Here is an 18,161-nt window from a genome sequence, read left to right on the forward strand (position 1 = left end):
AGGGTAGCGAAAACCATCGCTCAGGGGAATGCTCACAGTGCGGTACTTCGCTTGTACAAGGCTGATGGCGCCAGTACCATTACGGCTCTCTTTTTCCGGCAGGAGCGGTTGCATGATTGCGGGCAGTATGGTGGCACTGGTCACACCCATGGATGCACAAGGTCGTCTGGACTGGGACAGCCTGAGCAAACTGGTGGACTTCCACTTGCAAGAGGGCACCAACGCCATTGTTGCCGTCGGCACTACAGGTGAGTCTGCGACCCTCGATGTGAACGAACACATCGAAGTCATTCGTCGTGTGGTAACCCAGGTTGCAGGGCGTATCCCTGTCATTGCAGGTACCGGCGCCAACTCCACGCGCGAAGCCGTCGAACTGACGACCAACGCCAGGACCGCAGGTGCCGATGCATGCCTGCTGGTAACGCCGTACTACAACAAGCCGACCCAGGAAGGCCTGTTCCAGCATTTCAGCCACATCGCCAACGCTGTCGACATCCCGCAGATCCTCTACAACGTGCCGGGGCGTACCGCCTGCGACATGTTGCCGGAGACGGTCGTGCGCCTGTCCAAAGTGCATAACATCATCGGTATCAAGGAAGCCACGGGCAACCTGCAGCGCGCCAAGGACATCCTGGCAGGCGTCAGCAGCGATTTCCTGTTGTACTCCGGCGATGACGCAACGGCCGTAGAACTGATGCTGCTGGGTGGCAAGGGCAACATTTCCGTGACCGCCAACATCGCACCGCGCGCCATGAGCGACCTGTGCGCTGCCGCGATGCGTGGCGATGCCGAAACAGCCCGTGCCATCCACGAAAAGCTGATGCCGGTCAATAACACCCTGTTTATCGAATCCAACCCTATTCCCGTGAAATGGGCTCTGCATGAAATGGGTCTGATGCCGGACGGTATCCGTCTGCCGCTCACCTGGCTCAGCGAAGCCTGCCACGAACCGCTGCGTCAGGCCATGCGCCAGTCCGGCGTATTGGTTTAATTGAGGAAGCATTACGCAATGAAGCGACTGGCCGGACTTTCCGCACTAGCCTTGATTATCTCCAGCACCAGTGGTTGCGGTTGGCTATGGGGGCAAGATGGTTACTTCCGCGATCGCGGTAGCGACTACCTTGAAGCCTCCCAGACAGCACCGATGCAGGTGCCTGCCGACATCTCCAGCGCCAAGCGCCTGGACCCGCTGCTGCCGATCCCGCGTAACGTGGCTGACAGCACCGTAAAGGGCGAATACAAGGTGCCTCGTCCCTTGCCGCTGTCGGTAGCTGCCGAATCCAGCGATTTCAGCCTGCAGAAGAGCGGCGATGCGCGCTGGATTCTGGCTCAGCGTCCGCCTGCCGAAGTCTGGCCGGTGGCGCATCAGTATTTTGAAGACAATGGCTTCCGTATTGCCGAAGAACGTCCCCAGACTGGCGAGTTCAGCTCCGGTTGGCAGCGTCTGGACGAACTGTCCGCCTCGGTCGCCAGACGCCTGACGGCCAGCGGCGTAGCAGCCGACTCCGAAACCCGCGTGCGGGTTCGCATCGAGCCGGGCGTGCAGCGCAACACCAGTGAAATCTATGTGGTCAGCGTCGAGCGTCCGGCGGGCAGCACTGCCGACGTCGGTTTCCCGGCACGCACCACCAACCTGGGGCTCGATTCCGCGCTGACCGACGATCTGCTGGCCAGCATGAGCCGCAATGCCGAGAAGGGCGGTTCCGTCTCCCTGCTGGCAGCGCGTGACTACGATACGCCAAGCCGTGTTGCGCTGAGCGAAGATGGCAGCGGCAACCCGGTGCTGAGCGTGGGTGCCGATCTGGACCGCGCCTGGTCGAGTGTCGGTCGTGCGCTGGATCAGGGTGAATGGCGGGTTGAAGACATCAACCGCAGCCTCGGTCTGTATTACATCAACCTGGCAGAAAAGGCCAAAACGCCCGAGAACGAGCCTGGTTTCTTCGGTCGCCTGTTTGGCAGCAAGTCAAGCAAGGAAGAAGTCGAAGCCCGTGCCGAGCGCTATCAGGTCCGCTTGAGCAAAGTGGGTGACAGCGTGCAGGTGACTGTCGAGAAGAACATCAATACCGTTGCGCCGGCCGACGTCGCTCGCAGGGTCTTGAGTGTCATTCAAGACAACCTGGGTTAAGTGCGTTTCGCTGTTCTGGGCAGCGGCAGCCGTGGCAACGGCACGCTGGTCGCAAGCAACGATACGTATGTGCTGGTCGATTGCGGTTTCTCCCTGCGGGAAACCGAACGGCGCCTGGCACGACTGGGCGTAAGCCCCCGGCAGTTGAGTGCAATTCTGGTGACCCACGAACATGCCGATCATGTGCATGGCGTGGGTTTGCTGTCTCGGCAGTACAATCTGCCGGTCTATCTCAGCAGCGGGACCTTGCGCGGGATGCGCAAGCCGGTGCAGGCCACCGGAGTCGTGGCGGGCGGGCAAAGGTTGCAGGTGGGAGCGCTGGACATCGATGTGGTGTCCGTCTCTCACGATGCGCTGGAGCCAACCCAGTTTGTCTTCAATGACGGACAACGCCGTTTCGGCCTGTTGACCGACCTTGGGACTTATTGCCCGAACGTGCTGCACAGCTATCAAGGCCTGGATGCCTTGATGATTGAAGCCAACCACTGCCGCGACATGCTTGCCCGAGGCCGTTATCCGGTCTTTCTCAAGCAGCGGGTGGGAGGCGAAACAGGACATTTGAACAATCATCAGGCCGCAAACCTGGTGAGCGAACTGGGATGGAAGGATCTGCAGCACCTGGTGCTGGCCCATCTCAGCAGCAAGAACAACCTGCCGTTCCTGGCCCGGCAATGTTTTGCCGATACGCTCGGGTGTGACCCGGACTGGCTGGAACTGGCCGATCAAGATTCAGGGCTCGACTGGCGACATATCGCCTAGCCCAACTACTTAGCAAGCGGAGCCCATCATGGAAAAACGTGAAGAACTCTACCGCGGCAAAGCCAAATCGGTTTACAAGACCGACGACGCTGACCGCTTGATCCTGCTGTTTCGCAACGACACCTCGGCGTTCGACGGCAAGCGCATCGAACAACTGGACCGTAAAGGCATGGTGAACAACAAGTTCAACGCCTTCATCATGCAGAAGCTGGAAGAGGCGGGCGTTCCGACCCAATTCGACAAGCTGCTGGGCGACAACGAGTGCCTGGTCAAGAAGCTCGACATGATCCCGGTCGAATGCGTCGTGCGTAACTACGCTGCCGGCAGCCTGGTCAAGCGCCTGGGCATCGAAGAGGGCACGAAGCTCGATCCGTACACCTTCGAGCTGTTCCTCAAGGACGACGCCAAGGGCGACCCGTTCATCAACGAATCCCACGTCGTGGCATTCGGCTGGGGCACTGCCGAGCAACTGGTTCGCATGAAAGAACTGTCGCTCAAGGTCAACGAAGTGCTCAGCAAGCTGTTCGACGACGCTGGCCTGCTGCTGGTCGACTTCAAGCTCGAATTCGGCGTATTCCACGGCCAGATCGTCCTGGGCGACGAATTCAGCCCTGACGGCTGCCGCCTGTGGGACAAGGACACCCGCAAGAAGATGGACAAGGACCGCTTCCGCCAGGGCCTGGGTGACGTCATCGAAGCCTACGAAGAAGTCGCAAACCGCCTGGGCGTACCGCTTTAAGGCAAAAAGTTACGCAAGCGCTTGATAGCACGAAAAAAATTAGCGTAAAAGGCTTCGCCTTACGCGCCGATGCTGTTATCATGCGCGCCGTTGGAGAGATGCCAGAGTGGCCGAATGGGACGGATTCGAAATCCGTTGTACCTTCACCGGTACCTAGGGTTCGAATCCCTATCTCTCCGCCATACATTGAAAAGCCCCGTAGATTTTGTCTACGGGGCTTTTTTGTGCGCTGGACATATAGCGCCTTGCACATTAACGCCACCAGCCTGCCCATCACAGCCAAACCGGTGACTTGAATCGGAACCCCCTCTACACCCGCCCATCGAGGTAAAACTATCAGCCCGAAGTAACCACCACCCCCCGCTTCTGCTGAAGTATCTGTGCAACAAGCCACACAAACGCTGCGCATCCGGCGGCAATCCCGACCACCAGGATGGCTTCGCGCAGGCTGTGGCCAAAGGACGCGACCATGACTACTAGCAGTGGGCTGGCGAATTGGCCCAGGCACAGGCAGGCGGTGAATCCGCCTATTCCGCGTCCGCGTGAGCGGGCATTGAGTGCGTTCATTACCGGAGCAATTGCGTTGGGCACGAGCATGCCGGCGCCGAAGCCGTGAATAACCACCGCGACGAGTACGTGTTCGTAAGTCTGTGCCTGGCTCAGCAACCAGAGGCCCAGGCCGCCGAGGCTGAGAAGGAGTGCGTTGCAACCAGCGATTCCCAGTTTCCGGCGTGCCAGCGGCCAGAGAATGGAGCCTCCCAGGGTGGCCAGCAGGCCCAGACCTGCTGAAAGGCCAATCATGGTGCTGGAGGTCACGCCGATGCTTACCAGCAACGCCGGTGTCTGAACCGGGACGATGAAGTTCAGCAGCATCCCGCCAAAGACCAGCACGTAGCCGATCACCAGCGTTGGGATCGATACCGGTTTCTCTTCTTCCTGTATCAACTGGATGATTTGCTTTGGCTCCCAGAGGATCTTGATCATGAGGGGGATCAGCAGCAGGGGCAGCAGGTATAGAAAGAACGGTGTCCGCCAGGAGTGTTCGCCAGCGATTCCGCCCAGGACGAAAAACGAGGCGCCAATTACGGCGATGGTAATGACCTGCAGATTGATCATGCGCAGGCGGCTGTCTCCCTCCCAATAGTCGGCGATCAGGGTGGTGCAACAGGTCAGGACAGCAGCTTCGGCGAAGCCGAACAGCAGGCGCGTGCCAACGATGCTGGGAAGGCTGTCAAGAAAGGCGGGGGCGGCGCCAATCAATGCATAGCAAAGCGTGGCAATGATCAACAGTGCCTTGCGGCCCAGCTTGTCTGCAAGCCAGCCTGCGAAGGGGGCGAACAGGGCGATTGCCAGTGCTGGCCCGGTCATCGTCAGGGGCACGAGTATGTCGGCGTGGGGTGTGTTCGAGCCGAATTCGGCGAACAGTTTGGGCAGGACCGGGGCGATCATCACTGAGCCCATGATGGTCAGGCTGCTTCCGAGCAGCACAACGATCCCCTCACGACTGACGCTTGCTCTGCGTGGGCTATGTAGGTGCGTGTTCATGCTGGCATCCTCGGATGGCGGGGGAGCTTGGATTGGCGTCCACTGAAGCAACTCCACAAAATGTAGTGTGTCCGGAGCCAGCCTACGCAGCCACGCCGCAGGGGCGATATCCAAAATCAGCAGACTTTCGGATTCCTGTTTGAGTGGTTGCGGTCTCCTTTTGCCTGTCCGACGAGCAGTGATGCAATGTCACTGTCGTACAAGTGTCATGCAGGCTTGATCAAGACATTCCTGCTGACCTACTCTCTAATGGAGTCACTTGGCCTTCTTCTAGTCCGCCGATTGACCCGCGCACTGCCCTCAAGGCGCGTTCGAGACAAGCCTTTTTAGCGCTCAGATGCATGCGCAAAGGCTGTTTTCGGTCCTGTGACACGCCGAACCGGAAGGTTGCTCATTTGAAAAACCGTATAAAAACAAATACAGAAGTTTGACAAGCAGTCTTGGTATCTACGGTGTGTGCGATACACCGCTGGATGGTTTGGTATTGATTGCGCAATTTTCTACCGGGTGACTGTTTTCCGCGCTGGCATGTCTGACGGCTGTTGGCTGCTATCTCGCGGGTTCTGTCGTTACGGAGAGGCTGCGCGCACAGGGATTTAATTTATGAGTGCGCAAATTGATTCGACGGCGCCCGTTTGCAACACCGACCCTGGGCCGGGTGTGTTTTTTCGCAAGTCCATATCCGCCGATATTGATGAACATGCCGCAAAAATGAGTGGCTGGCGCCTGACCTACAATCAGGTAAGCGCAGGCGCGTTTCGCGGCGAGCTGGTTGAGCTGGATCTGGGCTGGATGCAGGTTTTCCATGATCGAACCAACCAGGTCATTATCAAGCAGGGCGATGCGAGGCCGGGCACGATTTCCTTCAGTATCCCGGTGAGCTGCAACGGTAATGTTTATTGTGCCGGCAGCCAGGTGCCTGAAGGCATGGCGCTGGTAACCAAGGCCGACTCGCTGCCGCAATTGCGTGCGCCGCAGGCGGTCGAGATTGTCGTTGTTTCAGTCGAACAATCGGTGCTGGAGCGCGAGCTGGAGCTGCACGGCATACCGTTTTCCCTTCTTGATTCCCCGCAGATATATCGACTCCAGGAACTCGCGGTCCGCCATAACCTGCAGGCGCTCTGCAATGATCTGGCCCGTGAAGAATTCCAGACCCACGAACTTTTAAGTCAGGATGCGGGACGTCACCAGATACGCGATGTGGTGATGAGCCAATTGCTGGATTTATTACCTTGCGATCAGGTCGTGTCACTTGCCACCTCGGTGCGCAAGCGCATTGTTGACCGCGCTTGCGAATACGCCATGACTCATCTTGATGAGCCATTCACGATTCTGGATATGTGTCGGCACATAGGCGCCAGTCGACGCAAGCTTCAGTACTGTTTTCAGGAAACCCTGGAAATAAATCCTGTCGCTTATCTGCGCGCCTTGCGCCTCAATGCAGCGCGGCGAGAACTTCGAGAACGTTCGGTGTCCTGTGTTCAGGATGTTGCCACCCGCTGGGGATTCTGGCATCTGAGTCGCTTTTCCAGCGAGTACCGCGAACTCTTTGGCGAGCTGCCGTCGCAGACGCTGAACCGCTGATATCGGGCTTGCGGTGCAATGCCGCAAGCCGGTTTTGATTACCCTTCAAGTTTGCCAATTTCGGCTAACGCGCCTTTCCAGCCCCTCGTAATCTGACTCTCAAGGGTGCCCTGCCAAGTTCTCCATGCCTGCCATCTTGCGGCAGGCATTTGCTCCCTGTTGACCAATAAAAATCATAGCAACGGAGGTTTGAGAAATGGCCAGAAAACTAGCCTTGTGTCCGCTCGCCGTGTCCATTATGGCGTTGATGTCCAACAGTTCGCAGGCGCTTGAGATCAATACGGGCGATCCCGATCTCAAGTTGCGCTGGGACAATACGATCAAGTACAGCAACTCCACCCGGCTCAAAGGTGCGTCGAATCAGTTGACCGAAAAGGTCAACCACGACGATGGTGACCGCAACTTCAGTCGCGGTCTGATCTCGAACCGTTTCGATGTGCTTTCCGAGGCAGACCTGACTTATAAGAATGTCGGTGTCAGGGTATCGGGCGCTACCTGGTACGACAGCGTTTATAACCGCAGAAACGACAATAACTCTCCGGCTACCGCTAACTCGCTGTCGGTCGACAACGATGAGTTCACCAGCGATACCCGACAACTTCACGGGCGTGACGCTGAACTGCTGGATGCCTTTGTCTTCGCTCGTTTCAATGTGGGCGATTCAAAAGCCACGGTACGTGCCGGTCGACATGCATTGGTCTGGGGTGAAAGTCTGTTCTTCGGGGCCAACGGCATCGCCGGGGGCATGGCGCCGATTGATGCGGTCAAGGCAGCTTCTGTGCCCAATACCCAGTTCAAGGAGCTGATCCGGCCGACCGAGCAGTTGTCCGGCCAATGGCAACTGACGCCGGATGTTTCGGTCGGGGCGTTTTATCAATTGCGCTGGGAAGAAACCCGGCTGCCTGCCGCAGGCAGCTATTTCTCGGTTCTCGATACCATCGGCGATGGCGCAGAGCGCCTGATCGCCGGTGCCAACCCGGTGGTGCCGGGCGGTCCGCCGCTGGCGTTCTTTCGCCAGCAAGACATGAAGGCCAAGGACTCCGGGCAGGGCGGTGTGCAGATTCGCTTCCGGGCGGCCGAAACCGATTTCGGTCTGTATGCCATTCGTTATCACGACAAGACCCCACAGATCTATATTCGCCCGAGCGCCGGTGCGCCTGACTTTGCCAGCGGTCAGCTCGGCAATTACCAGTGGGTATACCCGGAAAACATCCGCGCGTTTGGTGCCAGCGCCAGCCACACCTTTGGCGACTACAACCTGGCCGCCGAAGTCTCGACGCGGCGTAACACTCCGCTGATCAGCAACGGCGTGAATATCCTCGATGGCAGCGGTGACAACGACGGCGATGCACGTTACGCCGTGGGTAACTCCCTGCATGCGCAGATTTCCTGGCTGGCGTCTCTCGGTCCGTCATTTATCGCCAACGAGGCAGATTTCCTCGGTGAGATTGCCTGGAACCGTTTGCTCAGCGTGACCAAGAACCCGGAGGCCCTTGATCCTCTGGCGGATCGGGATGCTGCCAACATCCGCGTCAGTTACGAACCGCGTTATCGCCAGGTGTTCCCGGGGATCGACCTGTCCGTGCCGCTGGGGCTGGGCTTCGGCATCGGCAACTCGTCGGTGGTCGGTGCCTTCAACGGTGACAAGGTCGGTGACATGAGCATCGGCCTGACCGCCCTGTACCTCAATGAGTGGCGTGCAAGCGCTACCTACACCCACTACTTCGGGCCTTCCGGTACATCGCTCGATGACCAGAACCAGATCTCGTTCAAGCAATCGCTCAAGGACCGTGACTTCATTGCACTGTCCTTGCAGCGTTCGTTCTAAGCCAGGGAGCCTTTTATGAACCGTTTTTCGATGTCCTTGCTGAGCGTTGCGCTGCTGTTCGCACAACAAGCCGTAGCTGCCGTCAGTGCCGATCAGGCAGCCAGACTCAATACCGAATTGACCCCCTTGGGCGCAGAGAAAGCGGGCAATGCCGATGGCAGCATTCCTGCCTGGACGGGTGGCCTGGTGACTCCAACCCCAGGCGACAAACCTGGCGGTCGCCGTGGCGATCCGTTCCAGAACGAGAAGCCGCTGTTCTCGATCAACTCGGCTAACGCCGCTCAATATGCCGACAAACTCAGCGATGGCACCAAGGCGCTGCTGGCCAAGTATCCGGACAGCTACCGCGTCGATATCTACCCGACTCACCGTACTGCGGCGGCGCCACAGTGGGTGTACGACAACACAAAGCTCAACGCCACGCGCGCCAGTCTCAAGGGCGATATCGTTGAAAATGCGTTCGGTGGCATCCCTTTCCCGGTTCCGCAAAACGGTGCCGAGGTCATGTGGAACCACTTGCTGCGCTGGCGTGCGCCAAGCGCCACGTTCTATGCAACGGCGTATCAGTTGACTGCAGACGGTAAGGCGGTACTGGCCAGTGATACCCAGTCCACTCAGCAGACGCCTTACTATTTCAAAGGCAGCAGCCTGGAAGAGTTCTCAAAATCCGGGATTTATTTCACCGTTCGTAACCGCGTATCGGCGCCTTCCATTCGTGCTGGAGAAGGGATCGTAGGCCGGCAGAACCTGGATGCTTCCAAGGATCAGGCATGGGTCTATCTGGTCGGTCAGCGCCGGGTACGCAAGTTGCCTAACACCTGCTGCGACACGCCGAGCCCGACCATGGCCGGGGTAATGAGTTTTGATGAAATCGAAGTGTTCACCGGTCGTCTCGATCGCTTCGACTGGAAGCTGGTTGGCAAACAGGAAATGTACATTCCCTACAACGCCAACCGCCTGATGCAGCCAACGTCTGACAAGGCGATTCTCGGCGCGCATCACATCAATCCCGATTACGCCCGCTGGGAGCTGCACCGCGTCTGGGTGGTGGACGCCACTCTGCGTGCCGGCCAGCGTCACCAGGCGGCCCGCAGTCGTTATTACTGCGACGAAGATACCTGGACCTGTGTGCTCGGCGACCGCTGGGATGCCAACGGTCAGCTCTGGAAGACCACGTGGGGCTACGTGAATCTTTTGCCTGAACTGCCGGGCAACTTCATGTCCATCTTCGGCTTCAACGATCTGCTCTCGGGGGCAGCGTTCATGGCGGGCCTGTTCAATGAAAAACCGGTTCACTTCCAACTGCTCGATCAGATCCCGGACGGCGAGTTCACGCCTGATGCCTTGGCTTCCGACGGTATTCGATAAGAACAGAAGCCAATCACAGGCTTAGAGAATCGATCATGAAAACTACTCGACAACACGCCCCCGTGAGCGGGGCGCGTGGCCTGCTGAGCGTACTTTGTCTGTTGCTTGCCGGTGCGGCCGTTGCCGCGCCGGTCGGCTCACCGCTGCAGCGCCCGGCATTGCCCGCTGTGCAGGCTGAACGCAGTTACATGCTGGGTATCGCCCAGGCCGGGGAACGTCTGGTCGCGGTGGGGGAGCGCGGCATCATCGTGCTCTCGAATGACAAGGGTGCCCATTGGCGTCAGGTGCAGACGCCCGTCAGTGTCACGCTGACGGGTGTACGGTTTGCTGACCAGAACCGGGGATATGCGGTCGGTCATGGCGGTAGCGTGCTGATCACCGCTGATGGTGGCGAGACCTGGGCGCTGAGCCTCGATGGCGACCGTGCTGCGCAGATTATCCTGGCAGCGGCTCAGGCCAGAGGCGATGCCCGGAGCATTGCAGCCGCCAAGCGCCTGGTCGCGGAGGGGGCCGACAAGCCCTTGCTCGACGTGCTGGTCCGCGATGCACAGCATGTATTCGTGGTCGGAGGTTACGGGCTGGCGTTGTACACCGCCGATGGCGGACAAAGCTGGAACGCCTGGCTCTCACCCGACGACAACCCGGGTGGCATGCATCTCAACGCCATCCGTGGTGATGGCGATCGAATCCTGATTGTCGGGGAGCAGGGGCTGGTACTGCTTTCCGACAATGGCGGGAGCACCTTCCGCACACTGGAACCTCCTTACAGCGGCAGTTTTTTCACGGCCGAGCTGCTCGCCAATGACGGGCTGATGGTGGCCGGACTGCGCGGCAATACGTTGCGCAGTGACGATGCCGGCAGCACCTGGACATCTCTGCAATCCCCGGTCGAAGCCTCGATCACTGCCTCGGCGATCCAGCCCGACGGCCAGATCCTGCTCGCCAATCAGGCAGGCATGCTTTTGCGGGAGCAGGGTGGACGCCTGATACCCGTCAACAAGCAGCCATTGCCGCCTGTGAACAACCTGCTGCCAACCACAAGTGCTGGCATTTACGTACTCAGCGATCAAGGCGTCAGCTCGCTGACTGTTGGAGACAAGCAGTGAATAGTCCGCCGATGGGGCTCCCGGAGTCCACCGTTGATTTTGATCCTCGCAGTGGTTCGTTTCTCGAGCGTGCTCTGTTCAACCACCGTGTGCTGGTGGTTGTGCTGTGCGCAATCATTACGGTGCTGCTCGCCTGGCAGACCACCAAGCTGGAGCTCAATGCCAGTTTTGAAAAGACCATTCCCACCCAGCACCCTTATATCCAGGTCTTTCATCAATATCAGAACCAGTTGACCGGCCTGGGCAACTCCGTACGAATCGCTGTGCAAAGCCCTTCCGGCAGCATCTACGAGCCGCAGTATCTGGACGCTCTGCGGCGTCTGTCTGATCAAGTGTTTCTGCTGCCCGGTGTCGACCGGGTCAACATGAAGTCGCTGTGGACGCCTTCCACCCGCTGGACAGGAGTAACCGAGGACGGCCTGGAAGGCGGATCAGTGATTCCCAACGGCTACGACGGCAGCCCGGCCAGCCTCGATCAACTGCGCGCCAACGTTGCCCGTTCAGGCGAAGTCGGCCAGTTGGTTGCCGCCAATGGTAAATCCACAGTGATTTACGTGCCCTTGCTGACCCGGGATGCCCAGGGCCAGCCGCTCGATTACAAGAATCTGGCAGATCGGCTGGAGCAGCTTCGCCAGCATTACGAAGCCGAAGGCTTGCAGGTGCACATCACCGGGTTTGCGAAAATCATCGGTGACCTGATTGATGGCGTGAAGTCGGTGCTGGCCTTCTTTGCCATCGCGGTATTGATCGCGACCATCACCGTGTTCTGGTACACCCGTTGCGTGCGCTCCACATCACTGGTGGTGATTGCGTCCCTGATCGCCGTGGTCTGGCAGCTCGGCTTGCTACCGACGCTGGGGTATTCGCTGGACCCTTACTCGATTCTGGTGCCGTTTCTGGTGTTCGCGATTGGCATGAGCCATGGCGCACAGAAGATGAACGGCATCATGCAGGATATCGGCCGCGGCGTGCCCAAGCTGCTTGCTGCGCGGTTCACGTTTCGCCGGTTGTTCCTCGCCGGTATGACGGCGTTGCTCGCGGATGCCGTTGGCTTCGCAGTATTGCTGGTCATCGACATTCAGGTCATTCGTGAACTGGCCATTGCGGCATCCATTGGTGTCGCCGTGCTGATTTTCACCAACCTGATACTGCTACCGATTCTGCTTTCCTATACGGGCGTCAGCAGCAGCGCCGCCAAACGCAGTTTGCGTTCGGAAGAGGGTGCAGATGGCAATCGTCATGATAGCCAGGGGTTGTGGTCGTTCCTGGATCGCTTTACCCGCCGTCCCATGGCCAGCGTCGCGGTAGTCGGCGCCTTGATTCTCGGGGGGATTGGTTTTGCCACCAGCACCCATCTGAAGATCGGTGATCTCGATCCCGGCGCGCCGGAGTTGCGTCCCGACAGCCGTTATAACCGTGATGTGGCATTCATGAACGGTAACTACGGTGCGTCGAGTGACGTGCTGGCAGTGATGATCACCAGTCCCGAAGGCCAGTGTTCGCTGTACGACACGCTAAACAAGGTCGATGCGCTGGAGTGGCAATTGCGCCAGTTGCCGGGTGTCGAATCGACGAATTCACTGTCGCTTTTGAACCGTCGCATGCTGGTGGGGCTCAGCGAAGCGAACCCCAAGTGGTACGAGTTCATGCCCAACCAGGGGATGCTCAATACCGTGACGGCCGGAGCACCGCGTGGTCTGTACAACGACAGTTGCAGCTTGCTGACGCTGTATATCTACCTGCGGGACCACAAGGCCGACACGCTCAACACGATCGTCAAACACGTTGAAGCTTTTGCCCGCGAAAACGATACCAGCGACGCCAGATTTCTCCTCGCCGCCGGCAATGCCGGTATCGAGGCAGCCACCAATATCGTGGTCAAGGAAGCCTGGTGGCAGATGCTGTTCCTTGTCTACGCCGCAGTGGCATTGCTCAGTCTGGTCACCTTTCGTTCCTGGCGTGCGGTGCTGGTGGCAGTGCTGCCGCTGATGCTCACCTCGGTGCTGGCCGAAGCGCTGATGGTCGCGCTGGGGATGGGCGTCAAGGTTGCCACCCTGCCGGTTATCGCCCTGGGTGTGGGGATCGGCATCGATTACGCGCTGTACATCCTCTCTGTCACGTTGGCACAGATGCGGGCCGGGAAGAGCCTTTCCGAAGCCTATTACCGTGCCCTGCTGTTCACCGGCAAGGTGGTGATGCTGACGGGAGTCACCCTGGCTATCGGCGTGGTCACCTGGGTGCTGAGCCCAATCAAGTTTCAGGCGGATATGGGGCTTCTGCTGGCGTTCATGTTCCTGTGGAACATGTTGGGTGCCCTGATCCTGTTACCTGCGCTCGCGCATTTCCTGCTCAAACCGGAACAGCTTGCCGCCGCGAAGGTAGCCGCAACGTAAATATCCAGCGCAGGTTTGCCACTGACAATCAGGGCAAGCCTGTACTCCCCGAGCTAACAAGAAAGGTGGACGTAATGGCTGAACATGCAAAAGAACTGGTGCTGTTCAATGCAGCGATTTATACCCTCGACACCCTTCAGCCCTGGGCCGATGCAATGGCTGTGCGTGACGGGCGCATCGTGGCGGTGGGTAGCGAGCAGCAGGCGCGTGCTGCAGTCAGTAGCGCTGCGCAAATCATCGATCTGGAGGGCCGGATGGTGATGCCCGGCCTGGCGGATATTCACAACCACTTCCTGATCGCTGGCCGCACCGAGCTTTACGAAATCAGTTTTCCCCCCAATACGTCCCTTGACGACATCATCGAGCGCGTTCGCGAAGCTGCCAGGGATGCACCGATGGATCGCTGGATTACTGGCGGCATATGGGGCAGCAACATGCTCGACCAGCTTACCTACGAAGCGCGGTTGCGCCTGGATGAAGCGGCAGGCGGGCGTCCGGTCATGCTGACCGATGACTCGCACCACAACCGCTGGTTGAACGATGCCGGGCTTGAAGCCTGCGGTATCGACAACGATACGCCTGACCCGCCGAACGGCACGGTTGTGCGGCGCCCTGAAAATGGCGAGGCTACTGGCCTGTTGCTCGAAGCGGCAGTTTCACTGGCCGAAGGCCCTGTGGGCCGGGCGTTGGCCGCCGAGCCGGAGCGCGATGTCGCCGCGGGTGTGCATGCACTGAAAAAACTCAATTCGGTCGGCATTACGGCATTGCAGGAGCCACTGAGTGCTCGCTTCGTCATGGACGCGATCAAGAGCATGGCGGAACGCGATCTGCTGACCTCCTGGGTAGTCGGGACCATGCCCGTGCAATCCGGGCCGTTCTCCACTGATGCCTGGGGAGAGGAGCTGTTTGCCCTGCGCGACGAGTACCGTAGTCAGTATTTCCGTCCTGAATTCGGCAAGCTGTTCATGGATGGCGTACCGACCACCCACACCTCGGCCTTGCTGGAACCCTATGTCGAAACCGAAACCTATGGCTGCTGTTTCCGGGGTACGAACTTCATGACCGTGCCGCAGTTGGCCAAAGTGATTGCCGACTGTGAAAAGGCCGATATCAGCGTAAAGATTCACTGCACCGGTGACGGTTCGGTGCGTGCAGCACTGGATGCATTCGAGGTCGTGCGCACGTTCAATGGTGGCAGTCGTCGTCATCAGATCGCCCATGCCGGTTACGTTCACCCTGACGACGTGCCGCGTTTCGTCGAACTGGACATCGTGGCCGACCTGTCACCCATGCTCTGGTTCCCGGGCATCATCGTCGAGCAGCTCAAGGTGGTGTTGTCCGAGGAACGGGTGGACAAGTCACACCGGCATGTCGATATGGAGAAGGCCGGTGTACTGATGGCAGCCGGTTCCGACTGGCCTGTAGTGCCTGACCCCAACCCGTTCATCGGGCTGCAGGGGATCATTACCCGTCGCGACCCGACCGGTCAGTTTCCGGGAGCGATTGGCGCCGATCAGGGACTGGATCTGGCCACTGCCTTGCGCGTCTACACTCTGGATCCGGTCAGGGCCATGGGCCTGGAAAAGGAAACCGGCTCGCTGGTAACAGGCAAGTCTGCCGACTTTATCGTGCTGGACCGCAATCTGTTTCAGATCCCGGCAGAGCAACTGATAGAAACCCGGGTCCTGCAGACGTACTTCGCTGGCCAGCGGGTGTATGAGGCACAGGCATGAGCGAGGGCGTTGACGGTCGCACCCCGGTCACGTTGCTGACCGGGTTTCTCGGCAGTGGCAAGACCACCATTCTCAATCATTTGCTGCAACAGCCGGAGCTGGCTGATACAGCGGTGATCATCAACGAGTTTGGCGAGATCGGGCTGGACCATCTTCTGGTGGAGCAGGTCAGCGAGAACCTGCGCCTGCTGCAGAGCGGTTGTCTGTGCTGCACCGTGCGTGGCGATCTGGTGGACACACTGGTCGATCTGCATGCGCGACGTGCACAGGCGCAACTGCCTTCGTTCAATCGGGTGATGATTGAAACCACCGGGCTGGCGGACCCGACTGCAATCCTGCAGACGTTCATGGTCGACCCCCAGGTGATCGCGCTTTATCGCCTGGATCAAGTGGTGACGGCCATCGATGCTGTAAACGCGGCGCGCACACTGGATCGGCATGGCGAAGCGCTCAGGCAGGTCTCGCTGGCTGATCGCATATTGCTGACCAAGACCGATCTTGCGAGTGAGGAGACGATCCGCTCCTTGCGAGAGCGCCTGCTGGACCTGAATCCCGACGCCAGGATTGTTCCGGTCATCAATGGATCGGTATCGGCAGAAGACGTTTTGCAAACAGCCCCGTGGGATACGTTCAAGGCCGAGCAGCATCTGGCCCGTCTCGATGGCGGGCAGCGCGGTAACAGTCATCGCGACGGCAATGTGCAGTCCCACTGCCTGGTATTCAGCCAGCCGGTTTCAGAGGCTCGATTGGCCAACTGGCTGGAACTGATGGCAATGGTGCGCGGTGAAAGCCTGTTGCGGGTCAAGGGGCTTGTTCAGCTCGTCGAGCATCCTGAACAGCCGACCGTGATACACGGCGTGCAGCAAATCTTTCACCCTTTGCGGCAATTGCCTGCCTGGCCTGCGGATGACCGGCGCTCGCGGATTGTGCTGATCGTGCAGGACCTGGATTTTGCAGAAATCACGCGCACGTTCGAGAAGTTCGTCGGTGTCGCGTTACCGAAATTCCAACCGCTGTCATTACTCAAGGCGCTGGACCGGGCTGCGGGCTGACTGTGCTCGACTGATTCGACGCGATTGTCGACAGGCGTACATTTTGCGAGGTTGAAGTGTTGAGATATCTAACGATTGGCAAGCGTGCCGGTGCAATTTTTACGCTGTTGGCGTTACTGACGATTTTCACGGGTTTCATCAACCTTTATGAAATGAGGCAGATGAACAGTGCGACGGAAGAGGTGCGTAATCAGTGGTTGCCAGCCGTTGTTGCACTGAGCGAAATCGGCGCGCAGATCGCAGAGGCGCGTGCGCTCACACTCAATGGCGTGATTGTCGAAGACAGTGACAATCAAATGAATGCAGCCGAGATGGCGAGGGATATTCTCACTGTCTTGCCGTCGAAGTTCAGCGCCTACGAGAAGTTCGCGGTTAGCCCCGAGAGTCGAGAATTGTTCGACGGGTTTGTGGTTGCCTACAAGGCTTATCAAAACTATCAGGAACAGGTGTTGAAGGGTATTGAAGCCGGGGATCGGGCTGAGGCCAATAGCCTGGTGAACGGTCCTTTCGGTGACTATGCGAGCATGATGTTCGATGCCCTGGGGCGTCTGATTCTGTACAACTCCACCTCGGCCGATGAAGCGGCCATACGCAGTGCCCAGGCTGCAGAGCAGGCGTCCATGGTTTCGCTTGCTTCTCTGGGCGTTTTTCTGGTCTTGATCATTCTCTCGGCGGTATTGCTGACCCGCAGCATCGTGTCGCCGCTGCGTCAGGCTCTGCTGGTCGCCGAGCGGGTGGCCAACGGAAAACTGACCGACGAAATTGTCGTTAGCGGTCGCGACGAGCCGGCATTGCTTTTGGCTTCCCTGAGCAAGATGCAGAACAGTCTACGCATGACGATTCATCAGATCGCCAGTTCCTCGGAGCAACTGGCATCGGCTTCCGAACAGCTACACACCGTGACTGAAAACGCCAACCGCAGCCTGCATCAGCAAAACGATGAGATCGAACAGGCGGCCACGGCAGTCAACGAGATGACTGCCGCGGTGGAAGAGGTCGCCAGAAACGCCGCCAATACTGCGCACACCTCGCACGATACCGACAGAGACGGGCGCGAAGGCCAGCGTCAGGTGCGTCAGACCATCGAGTCCATCGATGCACTTGCCGCGCTGGTCACCCGTGCGGCCGGGCAGGCTGTGGCACTGGCCAGCCAGACCGGCCAGATCAGCAAGGTGCTGGATGTGATTCGAGGCATTGCCAGGCAAACCAACCTGCTGGCATTGAACGCGGCAATCGAAGCAGCACGAGCCGGCGAGGCGGGGCGTGGGTTTGCCGTGGTAGCCGATGAAGTCCGCTCGCTGGCTCAGCGGACCCAGAACTCAACTGAAGAAATCGAGATCATGATCGAAAATATTCAGTCAGGTACCGACAGCACCGTGCAGGCTTTGCAGGTCAGCGCCGAGCAGGCTCAGTTGACGCTTCAGGCGGCGGGCAGCACTGGCATTGCGCTGGAAAGGATCACGCTGTCGATTTCGCGTATCAACGAGCTGAATCTGGTCATTGCCAGTGCTTCGCAAGAGCAGGCGCATGTTGCCCATGAGGTTGACCGCAATCTGGTGAACATTCGCGATCTGTCCCTGCAAACGGCAGTTGGAGCCAACCAGACCAGCTCGTCCAGTCAGGAACTGTCGCGCCTGGCTGCCGAGCTGAATACGTTGATTGCGAGGTTCGCTATCTGAGGAATCAGGCAGCAGTCCGCTATCGTGGGTGTCTCGTCGAAGCAGTAAGAGCCCGCACCATGGCGCAGCATCTCTTGCAGCACGAGAATCCCGCAAGCAACTGAATCGCTGCTGAAAACAAGGAGATGTGTTGTCTCACAGGTTCCTGGTGTGCAGTTTTCTCTGCGGTGGCATACAGAGCCCAAGTGGCTTGGGGAGTGTGCTACGTCACGCTCTCCAAAAAATCCCGCCCGCCCACCGTTCCTTTTTT

The 18,161-nt window shown here is 58.8% G+C and carries 13 protein-coding genes and 1 tRNA gene; 13 read left to right on the top strand and 1 reads right to left on the bottom strand.

Going from position 1 to position 18,161, the window contains the following annotated elements:
* Positions 1-112: 112 nt before the first annotated feature.
* From dapA to ALQ04_RS04270, 5 genes are all read left to right on the top strand, one after another.
* The gene (gene dapA / locus ALQ04_RS04250; RefSeq protein WP_122314615.1) at positions 113-991 is read left to right on the top strand and encodes a 4-hydroxy-tetrahydrodipicolinate synthase; all 879 of its coding nucleotides are present in this window, start codon (positions 113-115) and stop codon (positions 989-991) included.
* Positions 992-1,009: 18 nt separating this feature from the next.
* Positions 1,010-2,125: an outer membrane protein assembly factor BamC gene (gene bamC / locus ALQ04_RS04255; RefSeq protein ID WP_122314616.1), complete on the top strand. Its 1,116-nt coding sequence runs from the start codon at positions 1,010-1,012 to the stop codon at positions 2,123-2,125.
* The gene (locus ALQ04_RS04260) at positions 2,126-2,884 is read left to right on the top strand and encodes an MBL fold metallo-hydrolase (RefSeq protein ID WP_122314617.1); all 759 of its coding nucleotides are present in this window, start codon (positions 2,126-2,128) and stop codon (positions 2,882-2,884) included.
* Positions 2,885-2,912: 28 nt separating this feature from the next.
* The gene (gene purC, locus ALQ04_RS04265) at positions 2,913-3,623 is read left to right on the top strand and encodes a phosphoribosylaminoimidazolesuccinocarboxamide synthase (protein ID WP_025261201.1); all 711 of its coding nucleotides are present in this window, start codon (positions 2,913-2,915) and stop codon (positions 3,621-3,623) included.
* A 92-nt stretch (positions 3,624-3,715) separates the two neighbouring features.
* Positions 3,716-3,805 (top strand) — tRNA-Ser (locus ALQ04_RS04270).
* 154 nt (positions 3,806-3,959) lie between these two features.
* Here the strand turns inward: ALQ04_RS04270 and ALQ04_RS04275 are convergent.
* Entirely contained in the window at positions 3,960-5,168 is a 1,209-nt protein-coding gene (locus tag ALQ04_RS04275) for an MFS transporter (RefSeq protein WP_122314618.1), read from the bottom strand.
* A 603-nt stretch (positions 5,169-5,771) separates the two neighbouring features.
* Here ALQ04_RS04275 and ALQ04_RS04280 point away from each other — a divergent pair.
* From ALQ04_RS04280 to ALQ04_RS04315, 8 genes are all read left to right on the top strand, one after another.
* Positions 5,772-6,752 (top strand): helix-turn-helix domain-containing protein, encoded by a 981-nt coding sequence (locus ALQ04_RS04280; RefSeq protein ID WP_122314619.1) that lies wholly within the window; start codon positions 5,772-5,774, stop codon positions 6,750-6,752.
* A gap of 196 nt (positions 6,753-6,948) precedes the next feature.
* On the top strand, positions 6,949-8,580 hold the full coding sequence (locus ALQ04_RS04285) for a DUF1302 domain-containing protein (RefSeq protein WP_122314620.1): 1,632 nt from the start codon (positions 6,949-6,951) through the stop codon (positions 8,578-8,580).
* Between the two features lie 15 nt (positions 8,581-8,595).
* The gene (locus ALQ04_RS04290; RefSeq protein ID WP_122314621.1) at positions 8,596-9,948 is read left to right on the top strand and encodes a DUF1329 domain-containing protein; all 1,353 of its coding nucleotides are present in this window, start codon (positions 8,596-8,598) and stop codon (positions 9,946-9,948) included.
* Between the two features lie 35 nt (positions 9,949-9,983).
* Complete coding sequence (locus tag ALQ04_RS04295; protein WP_122314622.1) at positions 9,984-11,054, top strand: YCF48-related protein; 1,071 nt, start codon at positions 9,984-9,986, stop codon at positions 11,052-11,054.
* A gap of 11 nt (positions 11,055-11,065) precedes the next feature.
* Entirely contained in the window at positions 11,066-13,447 is a 2,382-nt protein-coding gene (locus ALQ04_RS04300) for an RND family transporter (protein WP_122314623.1), read from the top strand.
* Positions 13,448-13,521: 74 nt separating this feature from the next.
* Positions 13,522-15,180, top strand: coding sequence for an amidohydrolase (locus tag ALQ04_RS04305; protein ID WP_122314624.1), 1,659 nt, complete (start codon positions 13,522-13,524; stop codon positions 15,178-15,180).
* Positions 15,177-16,232 carry a GTP-binding protein gene (locus tag ALQ04_RS04310; protein WP_122314625.1) on the top strand — a complete coding sequence of 352 codons (1,056 nt, stop codon included), beginning with the start codon at positions 15,177-15,179 and terminating at the stop codon, positions 16,230-16,232. Before ALQ04_RS04305 ends, ALQ04_RS04310 begins: the two co-directional genes overlap by 4 nt.
* Before the next feature lie 56 nt (positions 16,233-16,288).
* Positions 16,289-17,911 (top strand): methyl-accepting chemotaxis protein, encoded by a 1,623-nt coding sequence (locus ALQ04_RS04315; protein ID WP_122314626.1) that lies wholly within the window; start codon positions 16,289-16,291, stop codon positions 17,909-17,911.
* The last annotated feature ends 250 nt before the right edge of the window (positions 17,912-18,161 follow it).

Origin of the sequence: Pseudomonas cichorii (genome assembly GCF_003700275.1) — a bacterium.
Lineage (GTDB): Bacteria > Pseudomonadota > Gammaproteobacteria > Pseudomonadales > Pseudomonadaceae > Aquipseudomonas > Aquipseudomonas cichorii_B.